The 21,043-nt window shown below is 50.1% G+C and carries 12 protein-coding genes; 4 read left to right on the top strand and 8 right to left on the bottom strand.

Going from position 1 to position 21,043, the window contains the following annotated elements:
* Window positions 1-70 precede the first annotated feature (70 nt).
* Window positions 71-2,287 (top strand): hypothetical protein, encoded by a 2,217-nt coding sequence (locus tag AAA857_RS06735; protein WP_338174189.1) that lies wholly within the window; start codon window positions 71-73, stop codon window positions 2,285-2,287.
* A gap of 1 nt (window position 2,288) precedes the next feature.
* Here the strand turns inward: AAA857_RS06735 and dnaJ are convergent, their stop codons facing one another.
* From dnaJ to AAA857_RS06720, 3 genes are all read right to left on the bottom strand, one after another.
* Entirely contained in the window at window positions 2,289-3,419 is a 1,131-nt protein-coding gene (gene dnaJ, locus AAA857_RS06730) for a molecular chaperone DnaJ (protein WP_338174188.1), read from the bottom strand.
* A gap of 57 nt (window positions 3,420-3,476) precedes the next feature.
* Window positions 3,477-4,355, bottom strand: a complete 879-nt coding sequence (locus AAA857_RS06725; RefSeq protein ID WP_338174187.1) for a hypothetical protein — start codon at window positions 4,353-4,355, stop codon at window positions 3,477-3,479.
* 112 nt (window positions 4,356-4,467) lie between these two features.
* A complete protein-coding gene (locus AAA857_RS06720; protein ID WP_338174186.1) occupies window positions 4,468-5,505 on the bottom strand; it encodes a glycosyltransferase in 1,038 nt (345 codons plus the stop codon).
* Window positions 5,506-5,594: 89 nt separating this feature from the next.
* Here AAA857_RS06720 and AAA857_RS06715 point away from each other — a divergent pair, with 89 nt between their 5' ends.
* Window positions 5,595-6,110, top strand: a complete 516-nt coding sequence (locus tag AAA857_RS06715) for a hypothetical protein (protein ID WP_338174185.1) — start codon at window positions 5,595-5,597, stop codon at window positions 6,108-6,110.
* Here the strand turns inward: AAA857_RS06715 and AAA857_RS06710 are convergent.
* Window positions 6,096-7,109, bottom strand: a complete 1,014-nt coding sequence (locus AAA857_RS06710) for an NUDIX domain-containing protein (RefSeq protein ID WP_338174184.1) — start codon at window positions 7,107-7,109, stop codon at window positions 6,096-6,098. The genes AAA857_RS06715 and AAA857_RS06710 overlap by 15 nt on opposite strands.
* A 94-nt stretch (window positions 7,110-7,203) precedes the next feature.
* Here AAA857_RS06710 and AAA857_RS06705 point away from each other — a divergent pair, with 94 nt between their 5' ends.
* Window positions 7,204-7,551 carry a hypothetical protein gene (locus AAA857_RS06705; RefSeq protein WP_338174183.1) on the top strand — a complete coding sequence of 116 codons (348 nt, stop codon included), beginning with the start codon at window positions 7,204-7,206 and terminating at the stop codon, window positions 7,549-7,551.
* Here the strand turns inward: AAA857_RS06705 and AAA857_RS06700 are convergent.
* The 4 genes from AAA857_RS06700 to AAA857_RS06685 form a co-directional block, all read right to left on the bottom strand.
* Window positions 7,523-8,308: a hypothetical protein gene (locus AAA857_RS06700; protein WP_338174182.1), complete on the bottom strand. Its 786-nt coding sequence runs from the start codon at window positions 8,306-8,308 to the stop codon at window positions 7,523-7,525. The two genes, AAA857_RS06705 and AAA857_RS06700, sit on opposite strands and share 29 nt — an antisense overlap.
* A gap of 37 nt (window positions 8,309-8,345) precedes the next feature.
* Window positions 8,346-8,792 carry a hypothetical protein gene (locus tag AAA857_RS06695; protein WP_338174181.1) on the bottom strand — a complete coding sequence of 149 codons (447 nt, stop codon included), beginning with the start codon at window positions 8,790-8,792 and terminating at the stop codon, window positions 8,346-8,348.
* Between the two features lie 9 nt (window positions 8,793-8,801).
* Window positions 8,802-14,183: a hypothetical protein gene (locus AAA857_RS06690; protein WP_338174180.1), complete on the bottom strand. Its 5,382-nt coding sequence runs from the start codon at window positions 14,181-14,183 to the stop codon at window positions 8,802-8,804.
* A 70-nt stretch (window positions 14,184-14,253) separates the two neighbouring features.
* On the bottom strand, window positions 14,254-20,007 hold the full coding sequence (locus AAA857_RS06685; protein WP_338174179.1) for a hypothetical protein: 5,754 nt from the start codon (window positions 20,005-20,007) through the stop codon (window positions 14,254-14,256).
* 189 nt (window positions 20,008-20,196) lie between these two features.
* Here AAA857_RS06685 and AAA857_RS06680 point away from each other — a divergent pair, with 189 nt between their 5' ends.
* Window positions 20,197-21,018 (top strand): MBL fold metallo-hydrolase, encoded by an 822-nt coding sequence (locus AAA857_RS06680; RefSeq protein WP_338174178.1) that lies wholly within the window; start codon window positions 20,197-20,199, stop codon window positions 21,016-21,018.
* Window positions 21,019-21,043 lie beyond the last annotated feature (25 nt).

Raw genomic sequence — 21,043 nt, 5'->3', positions numbered from 1 at the left:
CTTTGCTTCTTCAAGGGTTTGAACAACATTTAGCAGTGAATTTGAAAGACTTCGCCGCTGCCCCAAAGCCATGGGAAGAATGAGAACGCCATCGTTGGCCCTCTTCCTTGTGGTTCTTTTTGCCACGTCCACCCTCCCAGTCGTCGACGCTTCAAACCCTGAACCAACAATCCTTGAAGGGCGAATTTTTGTTGTCGCTTTGGACCAAAACACCTCATATGAAACTACAGTTGATCTTGATGAAAACAGTTTCATTCAACTTACGCTCATCTGCCGAGCATGCACAGCGAGTTTGACTGGAGACAACATGAACGCATCAGGAACCGAACGAATCGAATTGTTCTCTGTGAACACCACTTCAATCGCCCTGAACATTGTTACTACGGAAACAGAGACCGTTCAATTCACCCTCCACCACGATGTGATGGATTCCTTCCCTCATGTTAGACCGGGCCCGCCTGATGCCTCACCGCATCATCCAATCGGCGTCTGTACCGATGCAGTGGCTTGCATGGATACGTTACGAGGAACGTTAGCTGCGGTCGTCGATGACAGCACCGACCTCGATGTGTTGCAATCCGGTGTTGTTAATTCAACAGCCGATGAATACATGTCGATTGATGTGAGCAACGGGGACACTCTGGAATGGCAGTGGCTCGACACCACTGAAGAAACAACCGTAACCGTTTACTTCCAAAACATGACGGGTGAAATCATGTTTGAATCCACCCTATCAAGTACATCGGGACACACCGAACTTAACGGTTTGCCGCTGCCGGTGGAATGGTGGACTGCACCGGATTACGGGCGATTTATCGTGAGGATATCAAGTCCAGTATTCCCTGCTATTTGGACTGCCCACGCCATGATCCATACCAATACCCCGACAACCCCGCTCATCGGTCAAGACCTTATTTATGGAGCAGAACTGCTCGGGCACGGGTCCACAATATCTGCTTTTGATTGGAATGAAACCCAAGCCCTTGAACTTCACAGTCGCTTAGGCCAAATGACTCTACGTGTCGACCAACTGCTCAACGGGGCGTGGGTTACAGGTCAAACTGATACGTTGGAGAAAGGGGATTCAAGGACCATCTACCCCTACCCCGGAAACGTTGGGGGCCGAATCGTCATCAACGATGTTTCAGTGTTTTCACTGGAACTTCAAACCAATGAATACTCGGATAACAATGCCGGGCTTGATGCACCCTCATACCTTCCCGCCTCACTCGACCTTGACAATACCTCATGGCCAGCCATCGAACTGACCGAAGCAAGTTCGGGAGAACTGACGTTGGCCGTCCATGACACCGTTGACACCTATCGGTTCGTCGTTGACGGGTGGGAAGATTCAGTTCACTTCATTCAATTTACCATCACAGGGAATGTTTCAGAAATTGAAGCACAACTGTGGGATGTCGACCAAATGACATCAGAAGTCCTTGATACGGTCCCTTCAGTGGTATCGGGGGACTCACTTCGAATCAGCATGCAAGTAGGAAGAGGAACACATTATCTTCAAATCCGAGCCATCAACTCTAGCAATGTCACCCAACATGCATGGGGGAGCGAGGTCCCATCAATTGACTACACGCTCTCGCCCAGTTATTCCTTAATTGATGAAGGAGAAGAGCCTTGGTTCCCTCCAAGCGAAGATGCTGTGTTTTGGGGTGGAGTTGCTCGGTGGGTTCTGGGAACTGCGTTCCTCATCCCAGTTGTATACCTTCTAGCACATCTCCAGCGGAGCCGTAACTATGGCCGAGAGATCTTTTCCAAGAAAGAACGACTTGAATGGTACAGAACACGATTGGATTCTGGCGAAGCAAATGTTACCGCTTCCCAGAAAGACCTGGTGCGATCGCTTCATGCTGTTGCACAACTCGAATGGAACGATGGATTGAACACATGGGGTAAGCCATCACTCCACCACCGAACCGAAGGTTTGGATCTCGCAGTTTGGAGAATTGATCGGCGAATGGCCAAGACACCCGGGACTTGGCCTCTGGTGCTCGGGGTTCACGTCCTCGAAGGTGAATGGGACCTTGCGGCGATTCGTTTCGATGCCCCCGGTGGCGCAGCTTACACGATACGTAACGTTGAGCCGAGGTTCTTATTCCAGGGAGAAGAAGTCTTCCTTGACACCCTCAAACAGGGACATCGTATGTTCCTCATGGTCGAATTGGAAGGAGATGCGCCCGCAGTTGATATTGAACTCAACGGTCGAATGAACACCATACCCTTTGCATCCCGAATCCCTACGACCTTCACTCGAGATGAAGAGGAATGAATCAAGACCGAGTCCTTCGGTCAATTGCATCATCGAGAATGCTTTGTGTAACATCCTTTGGTGAGAGGCTTTCTTTGAGTGCAGCGAGGGCTTTCTTGGTAGCCTTGGGTAATTTCTTGGGCATGTGAAGTTTGAGAAGAACGATCACGTCACCACGCCCAGAGCCTCGCTGACGCGGCAATCCACGCTTACTCACGGTGATGGTTTCTCCCGAATTGGACATTGCTGGTATTTTGATGTCCAATGTTTTGCCGTCCATATGATCAATAGAAACCGTGGTTCCGGACACCATGTCCGTGTATCCAAGAGGAAGCGACATAATCAAATCCGAACCGCTCCGTTCAAACCAAGGGTGTTGTTCAATCTCAAGTTCAATGAACAGATCTCCAGGCTGTCCTTGGCCATGAGGGGCGGGTTCACCGTTCCCACGCATGCGAAGGCGAGTGCCATCTTCAGCACCGAGTGGAACACTGAAGCGAAGCGTCTTGCTCTTCATATCTTGGCCTGAGCCACTGCAATCCCCACATGGATTGTCGCTGATGTTGCCTCGTCCCGAACATTCGTCGCATGGTTGGACCGATTGTTGAATGAACGGGCCGACTTGTTGACGAACACGGACTTGACCTTGTCCACCGCAGCGTTGACATGAACTCATTTCTCCGTCCATCGCCCCTGTCCCATCGCATGAACCACAGGCTTCGGGCAAATCGATGACGACCTCTTTTTCGGATTGGTTGAGAACGTCTTTGAGGTCAATCGAATGGCGGATAAGAATGTCGCTCCCTCGGCGTTCACGCCTTCTGCCTCTGCCCCCTCCACCAAACATGTTCGAGAAGAAATCTCCACCGAGCAAGTCTTCGAGATTGATATTGAACCCTCCGCCACCAAATCCGCCGAACGGGTTACCCTGTGGACTGTCATGACCAAAACGGTCGTATTGGGCTCGTTTCTGTTGGTCTGAAAGTACAGCGTATGCTTCTTGAAGTTCTTTGAAACGGTCCTCGGCATCCTCTTCAGTACTGCGGTCAGGATGGTATTTCCTCGCCAGTCGCCTGAATGCGTTTTTGAGGTCGCTTTCGCTTGCAGAACGTTCAACGCCCAAGACATCGTAATAGTCTCGTTTGTCAGCCATAGCCTCGCCCCAACCCATGACGAGAACAGGACACCTTTGAATCTCACGGAACAGGTCTCAAAGATCTAACCCGCAGTTTGCGCAAAACCGTTCACCCGCGGTGACGGAAGAATTGCAACCTCTGCAGACCAAACCTGAAGTGGTTGCAGGACGGGATTGAACAACCGTAGTTCCGAGCATGGCCATGGATTCATACGATTCTGATGGACTCTTTATTTGTGCCTGAGTTGTCGGTTCGCTGCTGTTTTTGAGTTCCTTACCTGACGAACTGATAACGGTCTTAACGCCTCCAGAATCACTGTAACTGGTCATGTTAACTTCCACGTCATCCCGTGGACCTTCAATTCGGAGGGGCGCAACTGGACGTTGAGCTGTTACCGGTGATGAAGCGGCTGCCGCTGCAAGCCGATTTCTTCTTTGCTCTTCTCGTTCCGCTCGTGCATCTCTACCGAACAGCGAGGAAATAAAATCAAAGATACGATCCATCGGAGTTGGTTTTCGAACGGCTCCAATCGTCCCTGTGATTTGCTCATCGTCAAATGAATTCTGGCCGCTCACTCTGGCGTTAGCCTTGACGATATGTCTGGCTTCATTGAGCATGCTGACTTCGATTTGGTTGTCTTCGGGGACCTGCATCTCAGGGGCCTCTTTGGAAAGATTCGAAACGGGCTGAGATAATCCAGCTTTTGTGACATTGTCCATTGTTGAATCCAGTTCGACTTGAGTGTTCCAAACACCACGCTCTTCTGCCTCATAGACGTGCTTAATCTTCTTCATTGCCTTAACACGGTTGTATTCAAAATCCTTGACCACCCGAGTTTTTCTGAAAACAATAAGGCCGAGAAGGAGGGAAAAAACGTACCACCCATACATAATTCGAGGTTCAAGTTCAAACATTGCACGAAGCGGTGGAATGGAAAAATGGCAGGCTCCCATGATCAAGAGGGGCAACAATGCCAAACCTCGGGAAGTGAAACTGCGTGGAGGTCCCATGTGATTCAAATTCCTGTCGGCTGCTGTATTCAAGTATCTATGGGCTTGTTGCGCCTCATTTACGGTCCTTCGGCGGCCTTCCTTTACGGACCAAACCGTCAGCGAGACCGAGGGTGAAACTTGTATGCAACATCACCAAACATAACGGAACGCCAAAAACCGAAGTCAACGAACCTGCACGAACGCTATGCCGAATTCCCTCAATCATAAGCACGACGGAGTATACTGGAATTGGAAGCCACCACAGCGCCTGTTCGCTAGCGAATAATCCAACCAAAAGGACCAGCCCAAAGAAGGGCAAAAACTCTGCTAAACTCGCCCGCTTTGGATGTTTCAAGAGCACTTTCGTCCGCCAAAAACCATAGCGATGGCCCATCCTCCACCATTGCTTCAGTGATGTTCGCTTCACCATACTAACCGTTGGTTCAGTGTCCCTGTAAAGTGAAAAACCGGCATTGAGAAGGCGCATGGAAAGCTCACTGTCTTGACTGGTGATGAAGCTCTCATCCCAACCGTTGACTGCTTCAACGCTGGTGCGGCGATGCATAACGAAGGCTGGTATCCGAGTTGGTCCGTTTTCTGTAAATTGACTGAACTGACCATCGCTATGACCAAGAGGGGAGGAAAGGCAACCCTCAATCCACTGTTCCACGCCCTGCATTTCTCCTTGGCGACGAACAACCCTACAACCGACACCGGCTAGGGTTGGACCTGCTTTTTGCTCGCATGTATTCCACGCATCAAGTCGCTGTTGAATGTGAGTGGGTTCTATGGTTGCATGTCCAATAAGTTCTATGATGAAATCGACCGAATCGGGAAGGTGTGAAAGTGCAAGATTACGGCCGTGGGCTACTGTTTTCCCCGGATTATGATGCAATTCAATCCGAGGTGTTGAGGAACCCTTGGCTTCTTCAATAAGATTTTTCACGAGCGAAACGGTTCCGTCGGTTGAGCCACCATCCATGACTAAAATCATGTGAGAGGTTTCAGGAACCGTCTGTTCGAGAAGGCCGTTTAAACACGCCTCAATATGCAATGCTTCGTTGAGTACTGGAATTACCGTGGCGATTACGGGGCCAGCGGATGTGTCCATAACCGCTGGAACTCTGCATAGATTTTCACACTTCGCCTTCTAATGGACCTCCACAGCATCTTCTTGAAGGCCGAACCACTCGCCCGCACATGGATGGGCCAAGACTCCGGCTAACCGGTATCGGAGAAGGACTCAGCACCACGGTAATGACCGTATTATCTGGGGCTGACTCTCCGCAAAAAGTCATGCAAGCCGTTCATTCATTTTTCCCGGAGGCGAAGGTTGAGACAATGCCAGATGAGCCTTCGTTCGGGTCTGCCGTTGATGCATTGTGGTCTTTTGAGGGCCTCCCCATGCAAACTTTTCTAGCCGCCTTACACGAGCAACGAATCCTTGACACTGCTCTTGATTTCATGAGTCGTAATATCGTAGAGGAGCACACAGAATTTACCATTTCACGACAGGCTGCTGTTGTCGAGAAAGTATCCTTCCCGATACCGGGCAAGGAACCGGTTGGTGGAGTGATCACCGTCCGACTCGAAGGTTCTGGTTTGAAAGAATGGCTCGAGGCAGCAACCTGGCACAACGGTCGTGCGCAGGTTCCACGAACAATCAACGATGAACGCTCCATGCTTGACGATGGAGAGGCATCAACGTGGCTTTGATTCATGCAGGGCAATGTATTCCATCATCTCCCCATCACGCCCCGTCCAGTTCAGTGGTTGTGGATGTGAGGGGGTGTACCATTTTACGCCCCCATGTACCTTCGGGTCGATTTGAAGATAGCCACCTTCGATACTGCATTCAATCAAATGAATGCGAAGAAGAACATCGTTTCTGAGATGCTCCCAAGTTCCAATAATCCGCTTGGCTGCAATTTGAACGGATAATTCCTCCCGTAATTCCCTGGCGATCGCCTCGTTCCAACGCTCATCAGGCTCACACTTCCCACCTGGGAATTCCCACGTCTCATCGTCACTGCGTTGAGCAAGAAGCACCCTACCGTCTTCATTATGGATGAGAGCGGCGACAACATCAATCACTGAACCATCCTGCACGGCCAGCATGTTCTCCAAACATTGCATCGCTAAGAGTGAACTTGTTTCTACGTCGAGTCGGTCCTCAGTAGGGATGTGGAGAAAGAGGCATGGCGGTGGAAGGTTGCCTTCATGAAGTGATTGCAGCGCAAACAGCGTGTGATAATACGTCTCATTGCAGACAAATGAACCCGCATCATGGGAGATGTCAACCGCAGTGGGGAGCAACGATTGCTTCCATTTCCCAAGGTCAATCCAAGCACCAAGATGACCGTGTCCCTCTATTTTGGACGATGTTACTGCCCTACCACTGTTATCTTCAATACTCATGTCAAGGCAGTCCTGGGCCCGTTGTTCAAGCCGTGGGCGCTCACATGAGCCACACAAGCCGATGTGAAGAATGGCATCCCATCGCTCACCAGAAAGAATCGCTTTTGATGTTTCAGTAGCACCGGAATGGTCTACTGAAAGGATCCTGGAGGTGATTTCAAACTCCTGAGTCACCCGACCTGAGGAATCACAAACCTGGTGCATCCCTTTCAACCGAAGCGCTACTTCTTGACTCGGATTGGTGTTGTGGGTTCCAAAGGGCCCGTACCCTGTAACGAGAATTCGTTGAGTGCCCATGTATTTCTCAAGAGGGTTCAGTTTTTCATCCATCCGGCTCAAAACAGGGGTTAGATTGACAAGGAACGGTTTCCACCAAAAGGCAGTGGGACATATGGAGGAAGAATTGGTTGTCCAATTTTCGCCAGAAGCCCATGAACAACGGACCGGTTTCATGCCGTTTCGGCTCGTCAAAGAGATTTGGCGGGAAATCACCTTTGGTGTTGGGACGTGGGGGGCATTTCGCCCCCTCTTCGCAGCCCTTCTCGCCGTCGTCCCAGGGCTGTTTCTTGGCCAGCATTTTAATCGCAAGCACCGACGAGGTTTTGACTGGTTTCTTCTTCAAATCCCACTTGCATTGACCATCGTTTTGTGGATTGCCCTGTGGCTATGGTCGATTTTTGATGCGTGGCGAGATGCCCTCGCGTTTGACCCTAACTCCACAACTGATCCGTCACTTTGATTGAACCATCGGCCATTCCAGCGAGGTCAGCCAGGTCGTCATCATCAAAGTCATTGGGAAGGCTTCCAAAGATGAAATTCGCAAGGTCCGCCGACTCAATCGCCCAGTACATCACAGAATCGTCATTGTTTGAGTGTCCTTCATTGTTCTCATCTTCATGGTCAACTGGCGACTGGTAGACTAAATTGACCAATCCGAGAAGATGTCCGACTTCATGAACGATCACACTGTTTTCAACGTCTTCAACAGAAGGTCGATTAAAAGGGCCATTTGCGGTTTGTATTGAATCACTGAAAAGAGCTACTGAGGACGCGTCTACGGCTACTCCAAGAACCGAACTGTCAGTATAGGTCCCTGAAGGGAAGAGGATATGCCAGGTCAAGATCGACCCTTCACGAGGAGAATTGTCTTTGTTCTCCCAAGCCTTTTCTCGCACATCGTTTGCAGACCAATCCCCGGTGTGGCCAAAGTCAACTTCCGTGAAATCGATGGAAATCCCGCCGGGTTTGTCGCAAACACTTTCCAGACGGTCTACCAGCATATCCGTACTGCTGGTCATTGGCTTGTAACCTGCCTCGTAGTCAATCTCAATCACCATAGACGTGTACGCATCGTCTTGGAGACAAGCAAGGGTTAACCCTCCAGGAATACCTTTTCGCTCCGGCAAGACATCAAGACTATCTCCGAAACAGCCTGATAAACTGGCTGAAAGCAGGGCGAGGACAAAAAGAGTAACCTTCGCACGTTCAGTCCCCATACCAGTCCCTCAGCACGGTTGTTTTTGAATCTCATCCCTACCAGTCTTCTGGAATTTCAAGGGGGGAGAACAATTGTCCGGGTCCTGATGCGAGAGAAAGTTGGGTTCTAGCCAATTGTTCCCATGCCCGCAACGCAAGAATTCCATCGATAAGGGATACTTCAATTTCGATGAGGGTCACACGGATAAGCGTTTCAAGAATGTCCATTCGTTGATGGTCAACAATGCTGAGAACCTTTTCCAGAGGAAAGTTCGACGGTGGAGCAGTTGAGGTTTCCGAAACCGGCCAAGGTTGAGAGACGCGTTCGGGAACGGTGCCTCCAGTTGAGACCAAGTACTCATCAAGTGATTGTCCCAGGCCCTTGATGTGCTTTTGAAGAACAAGTGAAACTTCGACGAGGGGCATGTTCAACTGATTGATGAGGTTCACCATTCGTTCCTGTAGGGTCACAAGACCGTCAACATCTCCAGCAGAGGGTTCCATTGAATCATCTCACTTTGTGAGGGCGTCAATATACTGCCATCCATATGAATCCCATTGTTCCGTCGTCCACCCGTTGGGTAGTCCAGTTGGAGGCACAGGAGGTGGAACGGTTCGATCAAGTCCGGGCAAAGCAGTCATATTGGGCTGAGGTGAGGTTGGGGCAGGTGCTTCCATCAAATCGGGAACAAGTTTAGTGTTCTGTTTCATTTCTTCGTCAACAACGTTGGTTTGGTCCGCTTCATCCTCTTCCTCAGGATTCAGGAATCTTCGGCGCATCACCATGGCCCATAAGCCAAATGAAACTGAGATCAGGGCGATGAGGAAGAGCGTAATGCTGAAAATATCATCAGATACTTGCTGAGATAAAGCATCTCCATCACGTGCTGTTTCTTCCTTGACCATCAGTGAATCCACCGTATGGCGGTCCATTTCGACACCATCAACGAGAACAAGAACTCGGTATTGCACGGATTGTCCAGCAGGCACATCTGCAACAGTCGGCAAACTGGCCCGAAGGGTTCGGCCAGAAGTTGCTTCCAAACTCGCCTCAGAGGTTGTAGACCAAAATCCACCGTCGACAAGCCGTTGGAGGGCAAAGGTCACGCTACCATCGCCTGCGAGGTTATCCGCAGTAACCAACATTGAAACCAATTCGCCTTCATTTGGGCTTGGATTGTCCCACTGTAAAACAGTGGCTTCGTGTTGAAGGTCAACACGAGGTCCGAGAAGAGCCAGCGGCCAAGAGGCAAACGGGTCTGTCATTGAATTGCCCAAGGTATCAAATGGATTTCCAGCTTCATCAGAACCTGAAACCCATACGTCAACCGTGTAGGAGGGCAGTAAGGTCGTCGCCCCCGAATCCGTCAGATCAAGATTACCACTCCAGAAGAATTGGGATCCAAATGGAGCGATGTCCGGAAGGAGAACACTGCCTCGAGAAATCTCAGCTTCGCCGGCTTTGACTCTGTAATGTAACAGAGCCGGTTCACTGTAATCAAATCCATTTTCGTCGTTGGTCTCGAGCATGACCTTCAGGTTGGATGCATCTCCAATGGACAGAGGTGCCCCTGGTAGAACGGTATTGAGACCGATGCTTTCAATGGTCGGCCGAACACTGTCGACCGCCAAGCGAACACGAGGTTGAACGGGTGTTTCGTCGAAGGCAAGACCAGGCAGGTCATCCATATTCAATCTGAGGTCGAGATGACCTGAACGAACTGCAGGGACGAGCAAATCAAGACTGAATTCTCCGTCGGCTCGAGTGGACGTGCGCCAGTTGTTTTCAAAATCTCCAAAGACGACATCAAAGGCACCAGCGGGAGCGGGTGTCTCGTCTTCTGAGAACAACACACGACCGTTTACACGGAGGGCTTGGCCTGCACCAATAATGGTCTCGATGTTCTCTGAATTGTAGTGGTTTTCGCTGTTGCGGAGTTCCACTGCACGAATGTGGCCAGCTTCAGTATCAAATCGGAAGTCATTGTCCAAACTCCACCAATCATCACCCATACCGAAACGTGTTTCAAAGCAGGGTTCGATTTCTCCTTCATTGCACGGCAAGTCGGCAACCAAGACCTTCGGTATGAAATGACTCACTCCATCGGTATCAAACGATTCAGGGAACTGCCAAGTCAATTGGAAGCGAGCCTGAATGACAACCACACTCTTGTTAGTCGCATCAAGTTCTACTGTTGAATAAAGGTTTGATACAGCGATGAAATCCGAGCCAGTCTCCATTACAGCAACGGGGTCTCCGTTTTCATCCGGTGCGAGACTGATGAACAATGAGGACTCGTCATCGTCCAGATCTCCACCAAGCGCAACTTGAATGAATTGGATATCATCCCAACCGTTTTGGTCACTGATAAGAATTCGTGCGGTGTAAGGAATACCAGGGTGAAGTGGCTCATAGTCATCATGACCTAGAATTGACGAATTCCCCAGGTCGACCGTGGGTTCAAACTCTTGCCTGATGGTGTATGTGGAAAGGTCTGCAGACCAATCGGGGAGAACTTCTCCTGGTCGGTCTCCGCAAACCACGTTGGTAACTGGACAGACGGGTCCTCCACCCATTGCAATGAGGTTATCTTGCTGGTCTTTTCCGGTGATGAAGTATGACACCCGTTGCTCGTGAAGCAACATTGAATCGTCAATGAGTCCCTCAAAGATGTTGAGTCCCCCAGCCCTTGTTTCAGGTGAGGAGAGGGTTTTACGTTCGTACTCATCTTCGTTGGGCAACCCATCGAAGTTGTAATCGTTGCAACCAATGGCGTCACTCGCTCTGCATCCCACCCAATAATTCAATGTGATTTGTTGTGGCGGGTCAACCGAATCTTGGACGACCAATGAAACGGCTTGCCCAACGCCGGTAGAACCTGCATGGCGCTCTTCTCCATCCGAAGGAGTTGCAGACAGAACAAGGGGTGAATTACCGTCAAGAATCAAACGAATTGAATTATAACCGGGATTCGAATACGTTGAACCGTTTTCTAAATCAACGGCTTGAACGTAGAATATCATTCCACCAGGAGCTGATTCGACCGGGGAAACAAAGGTTAAGTTATATTCTCCAAATGCAGGGTTAACCTCTTCATGAAGCAAAACTGAAGCCCCGATAGGGTCTCCGTCGTAAGTGACGTTTTGGCCGATGACTCGCAAACTAAAGCTACCTGCTGGAGGCATGAGTTGTGAATCTTGGAAGTGAAGTCCTCCAGCGAAGCTAAGATTGAATCCTCCACGGACCCAATCCATGGGGTATAACTGTCGACCTGTTTCTTCCCAAACTTGAAGACCGTCCAGTTGAATGTCGTTTTCAATGACCAAATTCATGCTCGTAGTATCCCATCGGTCGACAGCGACACCGAGGTCGTCCTTGACCGTGATTGTGGCTTCAAGGTCTGTTTCATCGTCCCAACTCCAATTGACCAACGTCGGAATCCAAATTGAAACAACGCCGAGGGCATCAACTGTTGAGGTACAGTTCCCAGTGTCAAATACCACGATTCCACCGGCGTCACTGTTGGTGTTGCATGAATCGCCTCGCAGCCAAGTGAACGATGGATTCGCACCGTGGCTGTGGTTCAGTTCAATGGTAACCTCGGTGACACGGTCGACATCGTCTCCCGGAGCAACTCGAGTAATGAGGTTTCGATAGGCCCCATCGGGTGAAGCCAACCCCCCTTCAAAGGAGGCATCAATTGCACGAGTTTGCATGGCGTAGGTCACGTCAATATTGGACACACGGATGCGTCCAGAGGTAGCTGCTTTGATTGCAATAGGAATCTCAAGCATTCCTTCTCCGTTTTCGGGAATGTAATCGTTAAAGGCATCGATCAACGATGGAGCTTTCTTCACAATGACGCCTACTTGGGATTCATCTGAAGCTATTACGGCAGATTCGTTGAGGAAAATCATCGCTTCCCAATCGTAAACTCCATCTCCTCCAATATCGATCATTGGCCGGTCAGGATATCCTTCTTCATACCACAGAATGAAACTGTCAACGGTTGGCGTGACGGCAGTGTTGTTGGTGGTCATGAAGATTGCATAACGCAAGGTATTCCCTGCAGCATCGGTTGAGAAACTTGTTTCAACATTGTTTTCGGCATCCAACCAAGTGCTTCCGTTGTCGTTAGAAACAGATACTTGAAGGGTCGTCCCAGCGGGGACATCCGCAACCCATGCTGGCCGCACTTTACCGACCTTCGTACCCGTATTGTAATACGGTGAGGTCCAATCTCCAGTGGGAGCATATGCCGTTGCTGTATCAATATCAACCCACCATGAGACTGCAGTTGAGCCGATTAATTGAGCTTTCCAAACCAATTCCTTTCCAGGATAATCAAAGTGAATCGTGGAATTGGAGACCACCTGTTCCCAGTGGGTCCCATTATCGGCAGAAATCCAGTAATCAACACGGTCTCCAATGGATGCCGCAGACCAGTAGGTCTGAACGTTAGCAGACAAAACATCGTCTGCATACTCGGTCACTGGACCGTACCATGTGGTGGTTCCTGGTGCAGGGGTTGTTTCATACATCCAACTCGTCCCGAATTCACGGTAGTACAACGAAGCCCCTGACCAAGTTGAATAGCCGGAATCAACGGTGATGAAGCGGTCTCCATCAAACTGCAATCCATAACCGAGGCGTGAGATTTGGCGTGTGTTTGATTGTGGAATAAGTGCTTGAGCAGAGCCGGAGATGTCCCATGCTTCCAGTTGATCTTTGTCGTTGTAGTATGAATCCTTCTGGCAACGCATGAAAAACGTCGTTGAGTTGACCTCTAATCCACGAACCATTTGATTGGATTGTCCGCACTCACGGCTGCTTGATGAGGACGATGTGAAGGTGTAGTACTTCTCATCGCGGTCCCATGTTGAGGTACCATCGCCACTGAAATCGTAAGATACAATCTTGCCCCCTTGATTGTGAACTACCCAGACCTTATCGGTATCTCTGTCGTAAGCAATTCCGGTATAATCACCCGCACCTGCGGAAATATCGTATGAATCGATGCACGTCCAGACACTGTCCCTGGAAATGTCCATTTCCAAAACACGGTGGTAATTCACAGGTGCATTGGAACCGTAGGTGTATCGGTATCCAGATAAAATTCCGAACAGTCGTTCATCGTCCGTGACCGTCCAATCTCTAAATCCATAGTATCCATAGTATGAGGAAGAATGTTTCTGAGGCAGATTGCATTGAGCCTCGTCAAGTGTGATAATGGATTCTCGGCTTGCGTTATTGGGGTAAAGCCGATGAACAACATTGTTGAAGGATGAAGAGGACCAAGTTGACAGGAACAGCCAATCGTGGTGCTTGAGAATCGCTCCTTGACTTTGAGCCATGAAACTCGAGGAGGTTTTGGTTATTTGTTGAGAGAAGAGCCCTTCTGTTGCGTTTGAGGTGTGTGGTTGACGCAGAGCATAGGAACCGTTGTCCAACCAGGCATCGGAATTGGGGTCGGCTTCTTCATCAAACCCGTGGGGGTGGAAGGATTCGCTGATGCTGTCCATTGAAAGCGTCAAGTCGCCACTGCGGTCATCCATGTTCGTCTCTTGTCCGGCAACCCATTGTGCACGTGTGTCGGAAACCACTTGTGACCATCCGGTTGCAGAGGCCCCGGACAACGTCATGCTAACATCGGTAACCAAGGCGCCGCGCGGGAGGTTGACCTTTGCCCCATTGTCTGGATTGGCGCCCTGGTAGAGAGCAACATATTCCGTAGAACCGTCATGGAACTCGTACACGTGACGAGTACCTGCTGCCGCATTAGAGTCCTCCGAAATGAAGGAGGTGAGGGGGCTGAGAGGTGTCGTTACCATCAAAATAACGAGCAGCCAAAAAGCGCCGCGAGAGAAAAGTGTATGCGTATCGCTACCCTGCATACTTCGTAGAGACACGACTTAGATTTTTAACCATGCGGTTAGGAGTCACACCAAAATTAATCCAAATGAATCATTCTGTCGTTCTTGAATCGTATCGAATCGGTGAAGAATCTCCTCGGACACCGTCTTCCTCATCGTCTCGAACTTCGAACCAATCGTTCATCCAATCACCATCTGTATCCCAATTTGTGGGGTCGCTTCCTTCTGCAAGGTGGTCGTCATCAAAGTCAAGGAGGTACCAGCCGTATTCGTGCTCTCCAACATTTCGAACAGGAGGCGTATTTGGGGAGCCTTGGTAGTAGATCTCCCATGCATCTGTGAGATTACCAGCCATAAGAATCACGTCATCGCTGCTATCTACAGTAAGGAAATTTGTGTCGTAATCATTGACGATGTAACCGAACTGACGGTCGATTCCAGAATATTGGTCCAGTTTGAGGTAATTTTGAATCAACTCATCAGGCTGCCCCAATCCAAGAATCGCTGCCCTAAACTGCCAACCTTCGGTGACCGGACTCCCCTCAAAGGTGAGTCCACTCAATCTGACGGCATTCGGGGACGAATACTCTGAAAGTGTAATGGCGTAAAACTCCTGGAAGTTCGTATACGGTTCGTAGGTGCATCCAGCCCCACTGCAGTCCCAGTTCCCATCTTGGTCCGGGTCTTGATTCGCATCATTGGGATCACTTGGATCCATTGTGAACCATGTAAATTCGATGTCGGGTCGGCCCAATGTACCGCCAGAGCCGTCCTGTGATAGAGGCAAACAGGAGTTGGTACTGGTATCGCAGGCTCCACCGGTAGCCACGTCAATCCAAACAACACGGATGGAAAGATACGAACTGAAATTGTCATTTGACTCATTCCAAGCCCGCTTGTATTCGTACCAATCCGGAATCATGTCACCGTCTGAATCATTATCGCTTGGATTGGAACCGTACTTGAACACCTCTCGGCCGTCAGAATAATTGAAATCTTGAACGTGAGAAATCACAGCACCGTTTTCCACCGTGGTAATGTAGGAAATACTGTCGCCGTCGCTGTCGTTGCTGTCGGGGCGTGTTTCGTTCTCGAACTCCATAATATTCGTGAACGGTAACGAACCGATTCCGTTTTGAATGACTTGACCCGAAGGAACGAGGGCACGCTCTACCCAAACCCCTTGGGTTGAAGGAACGTCAAAACTGGTACGGTCGTACCAGCCATCATGGTCGCCATCATAGTCAACGTCCCATGGATTGATTGGATTAGCTGCCCAGTGATTGATGGTTGTGGGGTCATCCATAGCAAATATTGCATAGCAATACTCCCAACCGTCGGGAATACCGTCACTGTCAGAATCAGGGTGGGTCGGGTCAGCCGCTCCACGTAGACTCCGATTGAAATTTTCAGCGTCATAAGTATTGATTTCGTCCATCCGGTCTTGGGAATCTGTACCTTTCTTGACGAAATCTTGGTAGAGGGCTTGTTGGGCCTGAATAGCAGTGAAACCGAGTTCTTCGGTATACGCAGCCATAGCATCTTCACCGAAATCCACGAGCCCTAAATTTGCTGGAACGGTCCCTCTGTTGAGGTAATGACCGTACGTCCGAGATTCCCATTCACGAAGATTGCTAAAGGTTTCATTGACATCGATGGTTCCGTCACCGTTACAATCGAAACTATCGCCGTCGGAGTCAAGGTTAACGTCGCCATCGATCAGTGGGTTCATGCTCCACCTGTTCTGATCCAAGTCCCAATTGGTAAACCAGTATTCGAATCCATCAATCATCCCGTCGCCGTCCGTATCGGCAATGGTCGGATCGGTCATGCCCAAGATAACGTCAATGAAAGCGGTTGGAGGTTCACCTTGCTGCCAAGCGTTGAAATCATTGAGCAATCGCTTACCACGGGTATCTTTTGTAATGAGGATATTGAACACTCGTTGAGCCTTTTCGGTGGGTTGTTGGAAATCTCCGTCAATGTGCATCAACGGTGCGTCGCTTGGATGGGCAATGCCGTTATCCGGTTGTGCTTCGGCGAGATTAAATTCTTGTAGGTCAATAAGACCGTCCTCGTCTCCATCGAAGAGCCCGTCTCCAGCGACGAGAGGATTGAGGGTCCATGTGCCTGCAGTTGAATTCCAAGCTGTGAATAGGAGTTCGACTCCGTCCAGCATTCCGTCACCGTCCGTGTCCACGTTATTTGGGTCGGATGTGAGTCCCGTCAGGTTGATTTGGTCCTGCGTGATGAAACTACCAAAGGATTCCTCGGTGGTCACGCCTGGCCATTGTTGGAGGGCATATGCTTGGCCGATGGTGGTGACAAACCATTGCGGGGACGAGCGTTCATTATCGGTTTCAGACAATTCAGGTGCAATCACATTGTATTCTTCCCAATTTGTCATGCCGTCTTCGTCGGTATCGTCCCAACGGTCAGCTGAATCCAAGGGATTCAACGTCCATTCGTCATCAAGTAAATCCCACCTTGCAAACCAAATTTCCCATCCATCGGGCATCCCGTCGTCATCGGAGTCAGAACTCAACGGGTCAGATGCACCGATGCTGTAGGTGGATTGCCCGGAGGTTACCGCCCCAGATGCCCGTTCTGCGAAGGTCGCTTCAGGAATACCATAGTCGCTGACATGGTCAAAGAGGTTGGTTGAAAACCCACCAGGAAGGGTTTGCCCGTCCAATGTTTGGTTGCCCAAAAAGAGGTCGCTGCGTAGATGATATTCGAGGTAATTGACGAAGGACTCATTGAGGTCCAAGACGCCGTCATGGTTGATGTCGTATCCGTCTCCATCAGGGTTTTCAAATGCATCAGATCCGTTGAGCGGATTAACACCAATTCGGCTTGGGTCCCATGAGCATAGACCCTTTGACTCCCATCCATCGGGCAAAGTATCCCCATCGGAGTCAATCGCATTAGGGTCCGCAAGTGCCCACTGCTCAACGCTTTCAGGAGACTCGCCGTAAAGTTCCATCAATTCACCTGCAAGGCCCATGTTTCTCACGAGTGACCATTGATATTCACAGAGATTGGGCAGTCCATCGCCATCAGCATCCCAGTTTGCGTCGTCTGCACGCAGCGGATCGAGACTCCAGTTATTACCGCCCGTGAATGACATACCCACCCAACGTCGGTGTTGAATTTCCCAACCATCGGGCATTCCATCACCATCAGAGTCTGGATTTGTTGGGTCGGTCCCTGAATCGACATTGGCTACATTGAGGTAGGTGGCGTTTGCTGATTGTCCTGCAGCATCGTCACAAACATAGTCCAGTTGTACCGTGTAGTGGCACCACAAATTGCTGTTCTCGTAAAAGAAGCCGAAATATTCAGCGCCGTCTTTGACTCCATCACCGTCAGTATCCCCTAATGACGGTGTTGTTGAATTATAACCATCGGGGGTTGTCTTGACGTATCGGAATTCATCGAGGTTTGTCCACAAACGGTCCAATGAAAAATCTCCAGATTGGTCCAAGTCAATTCCGTCGCCGTCGGTATCGTAGAATGCATCCCAGGGGTCAGTCGGGTCCAATCCATTGACTACTTCCCAGCCGTCAGGCATGCCGTCAGCATCTGAATCGTTTGCTCCAGGGTCAATCAGTTGGAGGTTAGCAAATCTGCCGGGTGAAGCGCCTCCGAAGACCGTTGTATTTCCGTTCATATCGAGGCTGGCTAGCGTTGTAATTTGACCGGGCAGACGAGTCTGGTCTTGTTGCCCATAGACGGCCATGTAATCGCCGGCAATTGCCCAGAGACCCCAATCCGAACCGACGAGAATCTCATCACCCGTTGGTAGGATGGCATAAACGTCATTGGTTTCTTGGGCAAGGGTTCCATCAATACCAGGGTGAACTAAAAGACCGCCATGGTCGATTGAACCGCTAACTAAATCCATTTTGTGAACTCCAGAAGGCGTCCCAAACCAGAGGGCTTGTGCATTTTCATCGGATGGACCGTCAAGCGCCATATCACGTACTTCGGCTGGATTGTCAACGACACCAAGTGGAAGGCCGTGAAGCTGGCTGATGGATGTTCCAATTGGTGTGCTTTCGGTCGTGAAGAAGAACTGCCATTCAGCAACGGCTTCATCACGAGCAGATGCAGTCTCAACCGTCAACAAGCCACGGTCGGTACCGACAAAGAGCGTGTAAGTCGAACCTCCAGCAGCTCCGTGTTGAATTACCGTTACCGATGCATTCGAGATTTCAAGAGCGTCACGGAGACCAGCACCGAGGGCGTAGGTAGAAACGATCGACGCGTCTGGGCCAATTTCCAAAACTGCCCCTTCCCCTGCATGACCGAGGGCAATGATTTGTTGATTACCATCCATTCCGGAGAGTTGTGCAACAGCACTGACCTCACCCATCATGCTCCAATCCCAGGATGAAAGCGGGCCGAGTGAGCCGTCAGCGAGCAAGGGACTTACCGCCACTCCTGCGCTTGTTGAAAGCGCCAATGCAAACGGTTCATCACCGTTGAAAACCAGTGTCCCGTCGTGGAGTTCAATACCTTCGGGCAACCATTGATGCAAACTCGTCTGTTGTTCAAGATTGAGGACACTCACTCCGTATTTTGTCATGACGTACAGATGGTCACCGTTCTGGTCGAGGGAACGTACATCGTAGTGATTGACGGACATTGCGTCTTCTTCCGCATCATAAACGAGAGGATGAACAATGAATTCATCAGAACCGGTCATGACTCCCGTAGATTTCAATCCAGGGTAAACCGTGTTTCCACCGTCATAGTGAACGAGGTATTCTTCCAGTGTCGATAACGCTTCACCCAGTTCCAGGGCTGTGAATGTACGGGCAAGGTCGGGAGTGACAGCCCCATCTCGATTGAAATCCCAACCGTCCATATCTGGGTCGTCAAGAGCATTGGTTCGATTGAGGGGATTCAAACCGAAATGTGCTTCCCAACCGTCGGGAATTCCGTCGCCGAAGGAAGGGTAGAGATTACGAATCGAGAACCCATCCCAATGATAACGGTCTGAATCGTCAAGGAGAGGGTCGGTACCCAACCAAAGGTCTTCCCCAATTGGAGCAGTGGAATTTGTTGTGCATGCGGGCAAAATGTTGTGGAAGGTTGCATTCGCCCCCGAGGGTAAGAACGGCCAATTTTTCAGCGGAGAGCCGCCAGGGAGTGTTGCATGACACCACAATCCGTCGAGTTCAGTCGTGAAACTTGCCGTGGTTCCAAAGGCATATTCCTCTGGCGCTGTGAATCGTTCCGCAAGACTTAGCGTACCATCTCGGTCAACATCGAATCCATCGTTATCCCCGTCAAGAGTGAGGTCACTGCCGTTGAGTGGATTGTACGACCCGCAATCATAACGAAGCGATGCGGCATCAAAACCACCGACTCTGAGGCACATGTAGGCCTCAAAACCGTCAGGCATACCGTCGCCGTCTGTATCCGACATGCGTGGATCAAGGTAGGTTCGCTCGTTGTTCTCATCGAGAATTCCGGTAAGCCCTCTTGGAAACCCGGGTTCCGTACAATTTGCTGGATAAGGCCAACAGAATTCTTCGGTAGCGTTCAACCCATCCCGGTCAAAATCCATTGAGGCGTCCGATGCGTTGTCTTTGTCCATGCCTTGCATGAAGACACTCCGCCCATCGACTGCAGTCCAGTTCATCCATTCCTCAAACAGTATTTCATGAACGTCTGGAATCATGTCACCGTCTGTATCGGTATTGGGGGGTGGGGACTGATCCGTATCATCAGGGTGAACGTTGGCAACGCTAGAAATGGATGGAAATTGAGACATGAACAGAAGGCTCGATATCACTGCTAAGGTCGTGAGAAGGGTTGTTTGACTTCTTCGCATTGAATCACCCGCTACAAAGCATACGCTTCGCTACAATGGCACCTTGGAAAGATTGCTTATGAGGATGATGGAACAATGTTCATACAAATTCAAATTCCCGCCACTCCGTAAACCTCTGAAAAAAGCGTTTTAACAGCGGGAATTATCGGTGTATTCAAGTTCCTTCCGCGCAGGGGTTGCAGCGTTCACATGCCGATGACCATCACCCACCTTGGTACAGGAAGCCGCGGCAATGCCACGCTTCTTGAGACTCCAAAGGTCAAGGTCCTTGTCGACCAGGGTTTTAGCGGCACTCAATTAGCAAAACGCCTTGCCCGGCTCAACCTCGAACCTACCGATATCGATTGTTTGTTAATTTCCCACCATCACGGTGATCACGGAGGTGGTGCTGCAGTATGTCAAAACAAATGGGAGATGCGGGTTCTCGCCAACGAACGAACCGCCCTTGAACTCGGCCTCAATCCCGAATTAACCACGTTCTTTTCCTCACTCGATATCGTCCATATCGGAGACGATCTCGCCGTACTCCCCGTACCGGTCCCGCACGACGGATCAGATAACGTCGCATTCGTCGCCAGTCATGCTGGAGAGCGTGCTGCAATCATCACCGACTTGGGATCATGGACCGATGAACTCATCGCTCATGTTCGTGGCTGTGAGCACATTTCAATCGAAGCCAATTATGACCATAATCGCTTGGTATCGGGGCCTTACCCCTACTCATTAAAAGACCGAATCACGGGCCGTGGCGGCCACTTGTCAAACGACCAAACGGGACAATTCCTGGCGGAAGTTTGCACCGATTCCACCCGCAGCATAACGCTAACCCATTTGAGTGAAAAGAACAACCAGCCTCACATTGCCGAATCAACGGTACTTTACTACATTGATGAAGTGTTCAATGGAGACCTCACCATTTCACTTCAAACGGGCCCAGACTTTTCTCTTTATGTTGGGAAAGAAGGGCATCATGAGGATGCGCCGAATGCCAAAAAACAAGTCACCAAATGACGGTTTAACCTAAAAACAAGGTCAA

It is taken from the genome of Candidatus Poseidonia alphae, assembly GCF_943787815.1.
Taxonomy (GTDB): Archaea; Thermoplasmatota; Poseidoniia; order Poseidoniales; family Poseidoniaceae; genus Poseidonia; species Poseidonia alphae.
The sequence above is the reverse complement of the archived record's forward strand: the minus strand, read 5'-3'. Positions and strand labels throughout refer to the sequence as shown.

What these genes read in the sequence shown, in the direction of transcription:
- AAA857_RS06680 (WP_338174178.1), top strand. Translation starts at nt 20,197, where the DNA reads ATGCCGATGACCATCACCCACCTTGGTACAGGAAGCCGCGGCAATGCC.
- AAA857_RS06715 (WP_338174185.1), top strand. Translation starts at nt 5,595, where the DNA reads ATGGATGGGCCAAGACTCCGGCTAACCGGTATCGGAGAAGGACTCAGC.
- AAA857_RS06720 (WP_338174186.1), bottom strand. Translation starts at nt 5,505, where the DNA reads ATGGACACATCCGCTGGCCCCGTAATCGCCACGGTAATTCCAGTACTC.
- AAA857_RS06700 (WP_338174182.1), bottom strand. Translation starts at nt 8,308, where the DNA reads ATGGGGACTGAACGTGCGAAGGTTACTCTTTTTGTCCTCGCCCTGCTT.
- AAA857_RS06685 (WP_338174179.1), bottom strand. Translation starts at nt 20,007, where the DNA reads ATGCGAAGAAGTCAAACAACCCTTCTCACGACCTTAGCAGTGATATCG.
- AAA857_RS06735 (WP_338174189.1), top strand. Translation starts at nt 71, where the DNA reads ATGGGAAGAATGAGAACGCCATCGTTGGCCCTCTTCCTTGTGGTTCTT.
- AAA857_RS06705 (WP_338174183.1), top strand. Translation starts at nt 7,204, where the DNA reads ATGGAGGAAGAATTGGTTGTCCAATTTTCGCCAGAAGCCCATGAACAA.
- AAA857_RS06690 (WP_338174180.1), bottom strand. Translation starts at nt 14,183, where the DNA reads ATGCAGGGTAGCGATACGCATACACTTTTCTCTCGCGGCGCTTTTTGG.
- AAA857_RS06695 (WP_338174181.1), bottom strand. Translation starts at nt 8,792, where the DNA reads ATGGAACCCTCTGCTGGAGATGTTGACGGTCTTGTGACCCTACAGGAA.
- dnaJ (WP_338174188.1), bottom strand. Translation starts at nt 3,419, where the DNA reads ATGGCTGACAAACGAGACTATTACGATGTCTTGGGCGTTGAACGTTCT.
- AAA857_RS06725 (WP_338174187.1), bottom strand. Translation starts at nt 4,355, where the DNA reads ATGGGAGCCTGCCATTTTTCCATTCCACCGCTTCGTGCAATGTTTGAA.
- AAA857_RS06710 (WP_338174184.1), bottom strand. Translation starts at nt 7,109, where the DNA reads ATGGGCACTCAACGAATTCTCGTTACAGGGTACGGGCCCTTTGGAACC.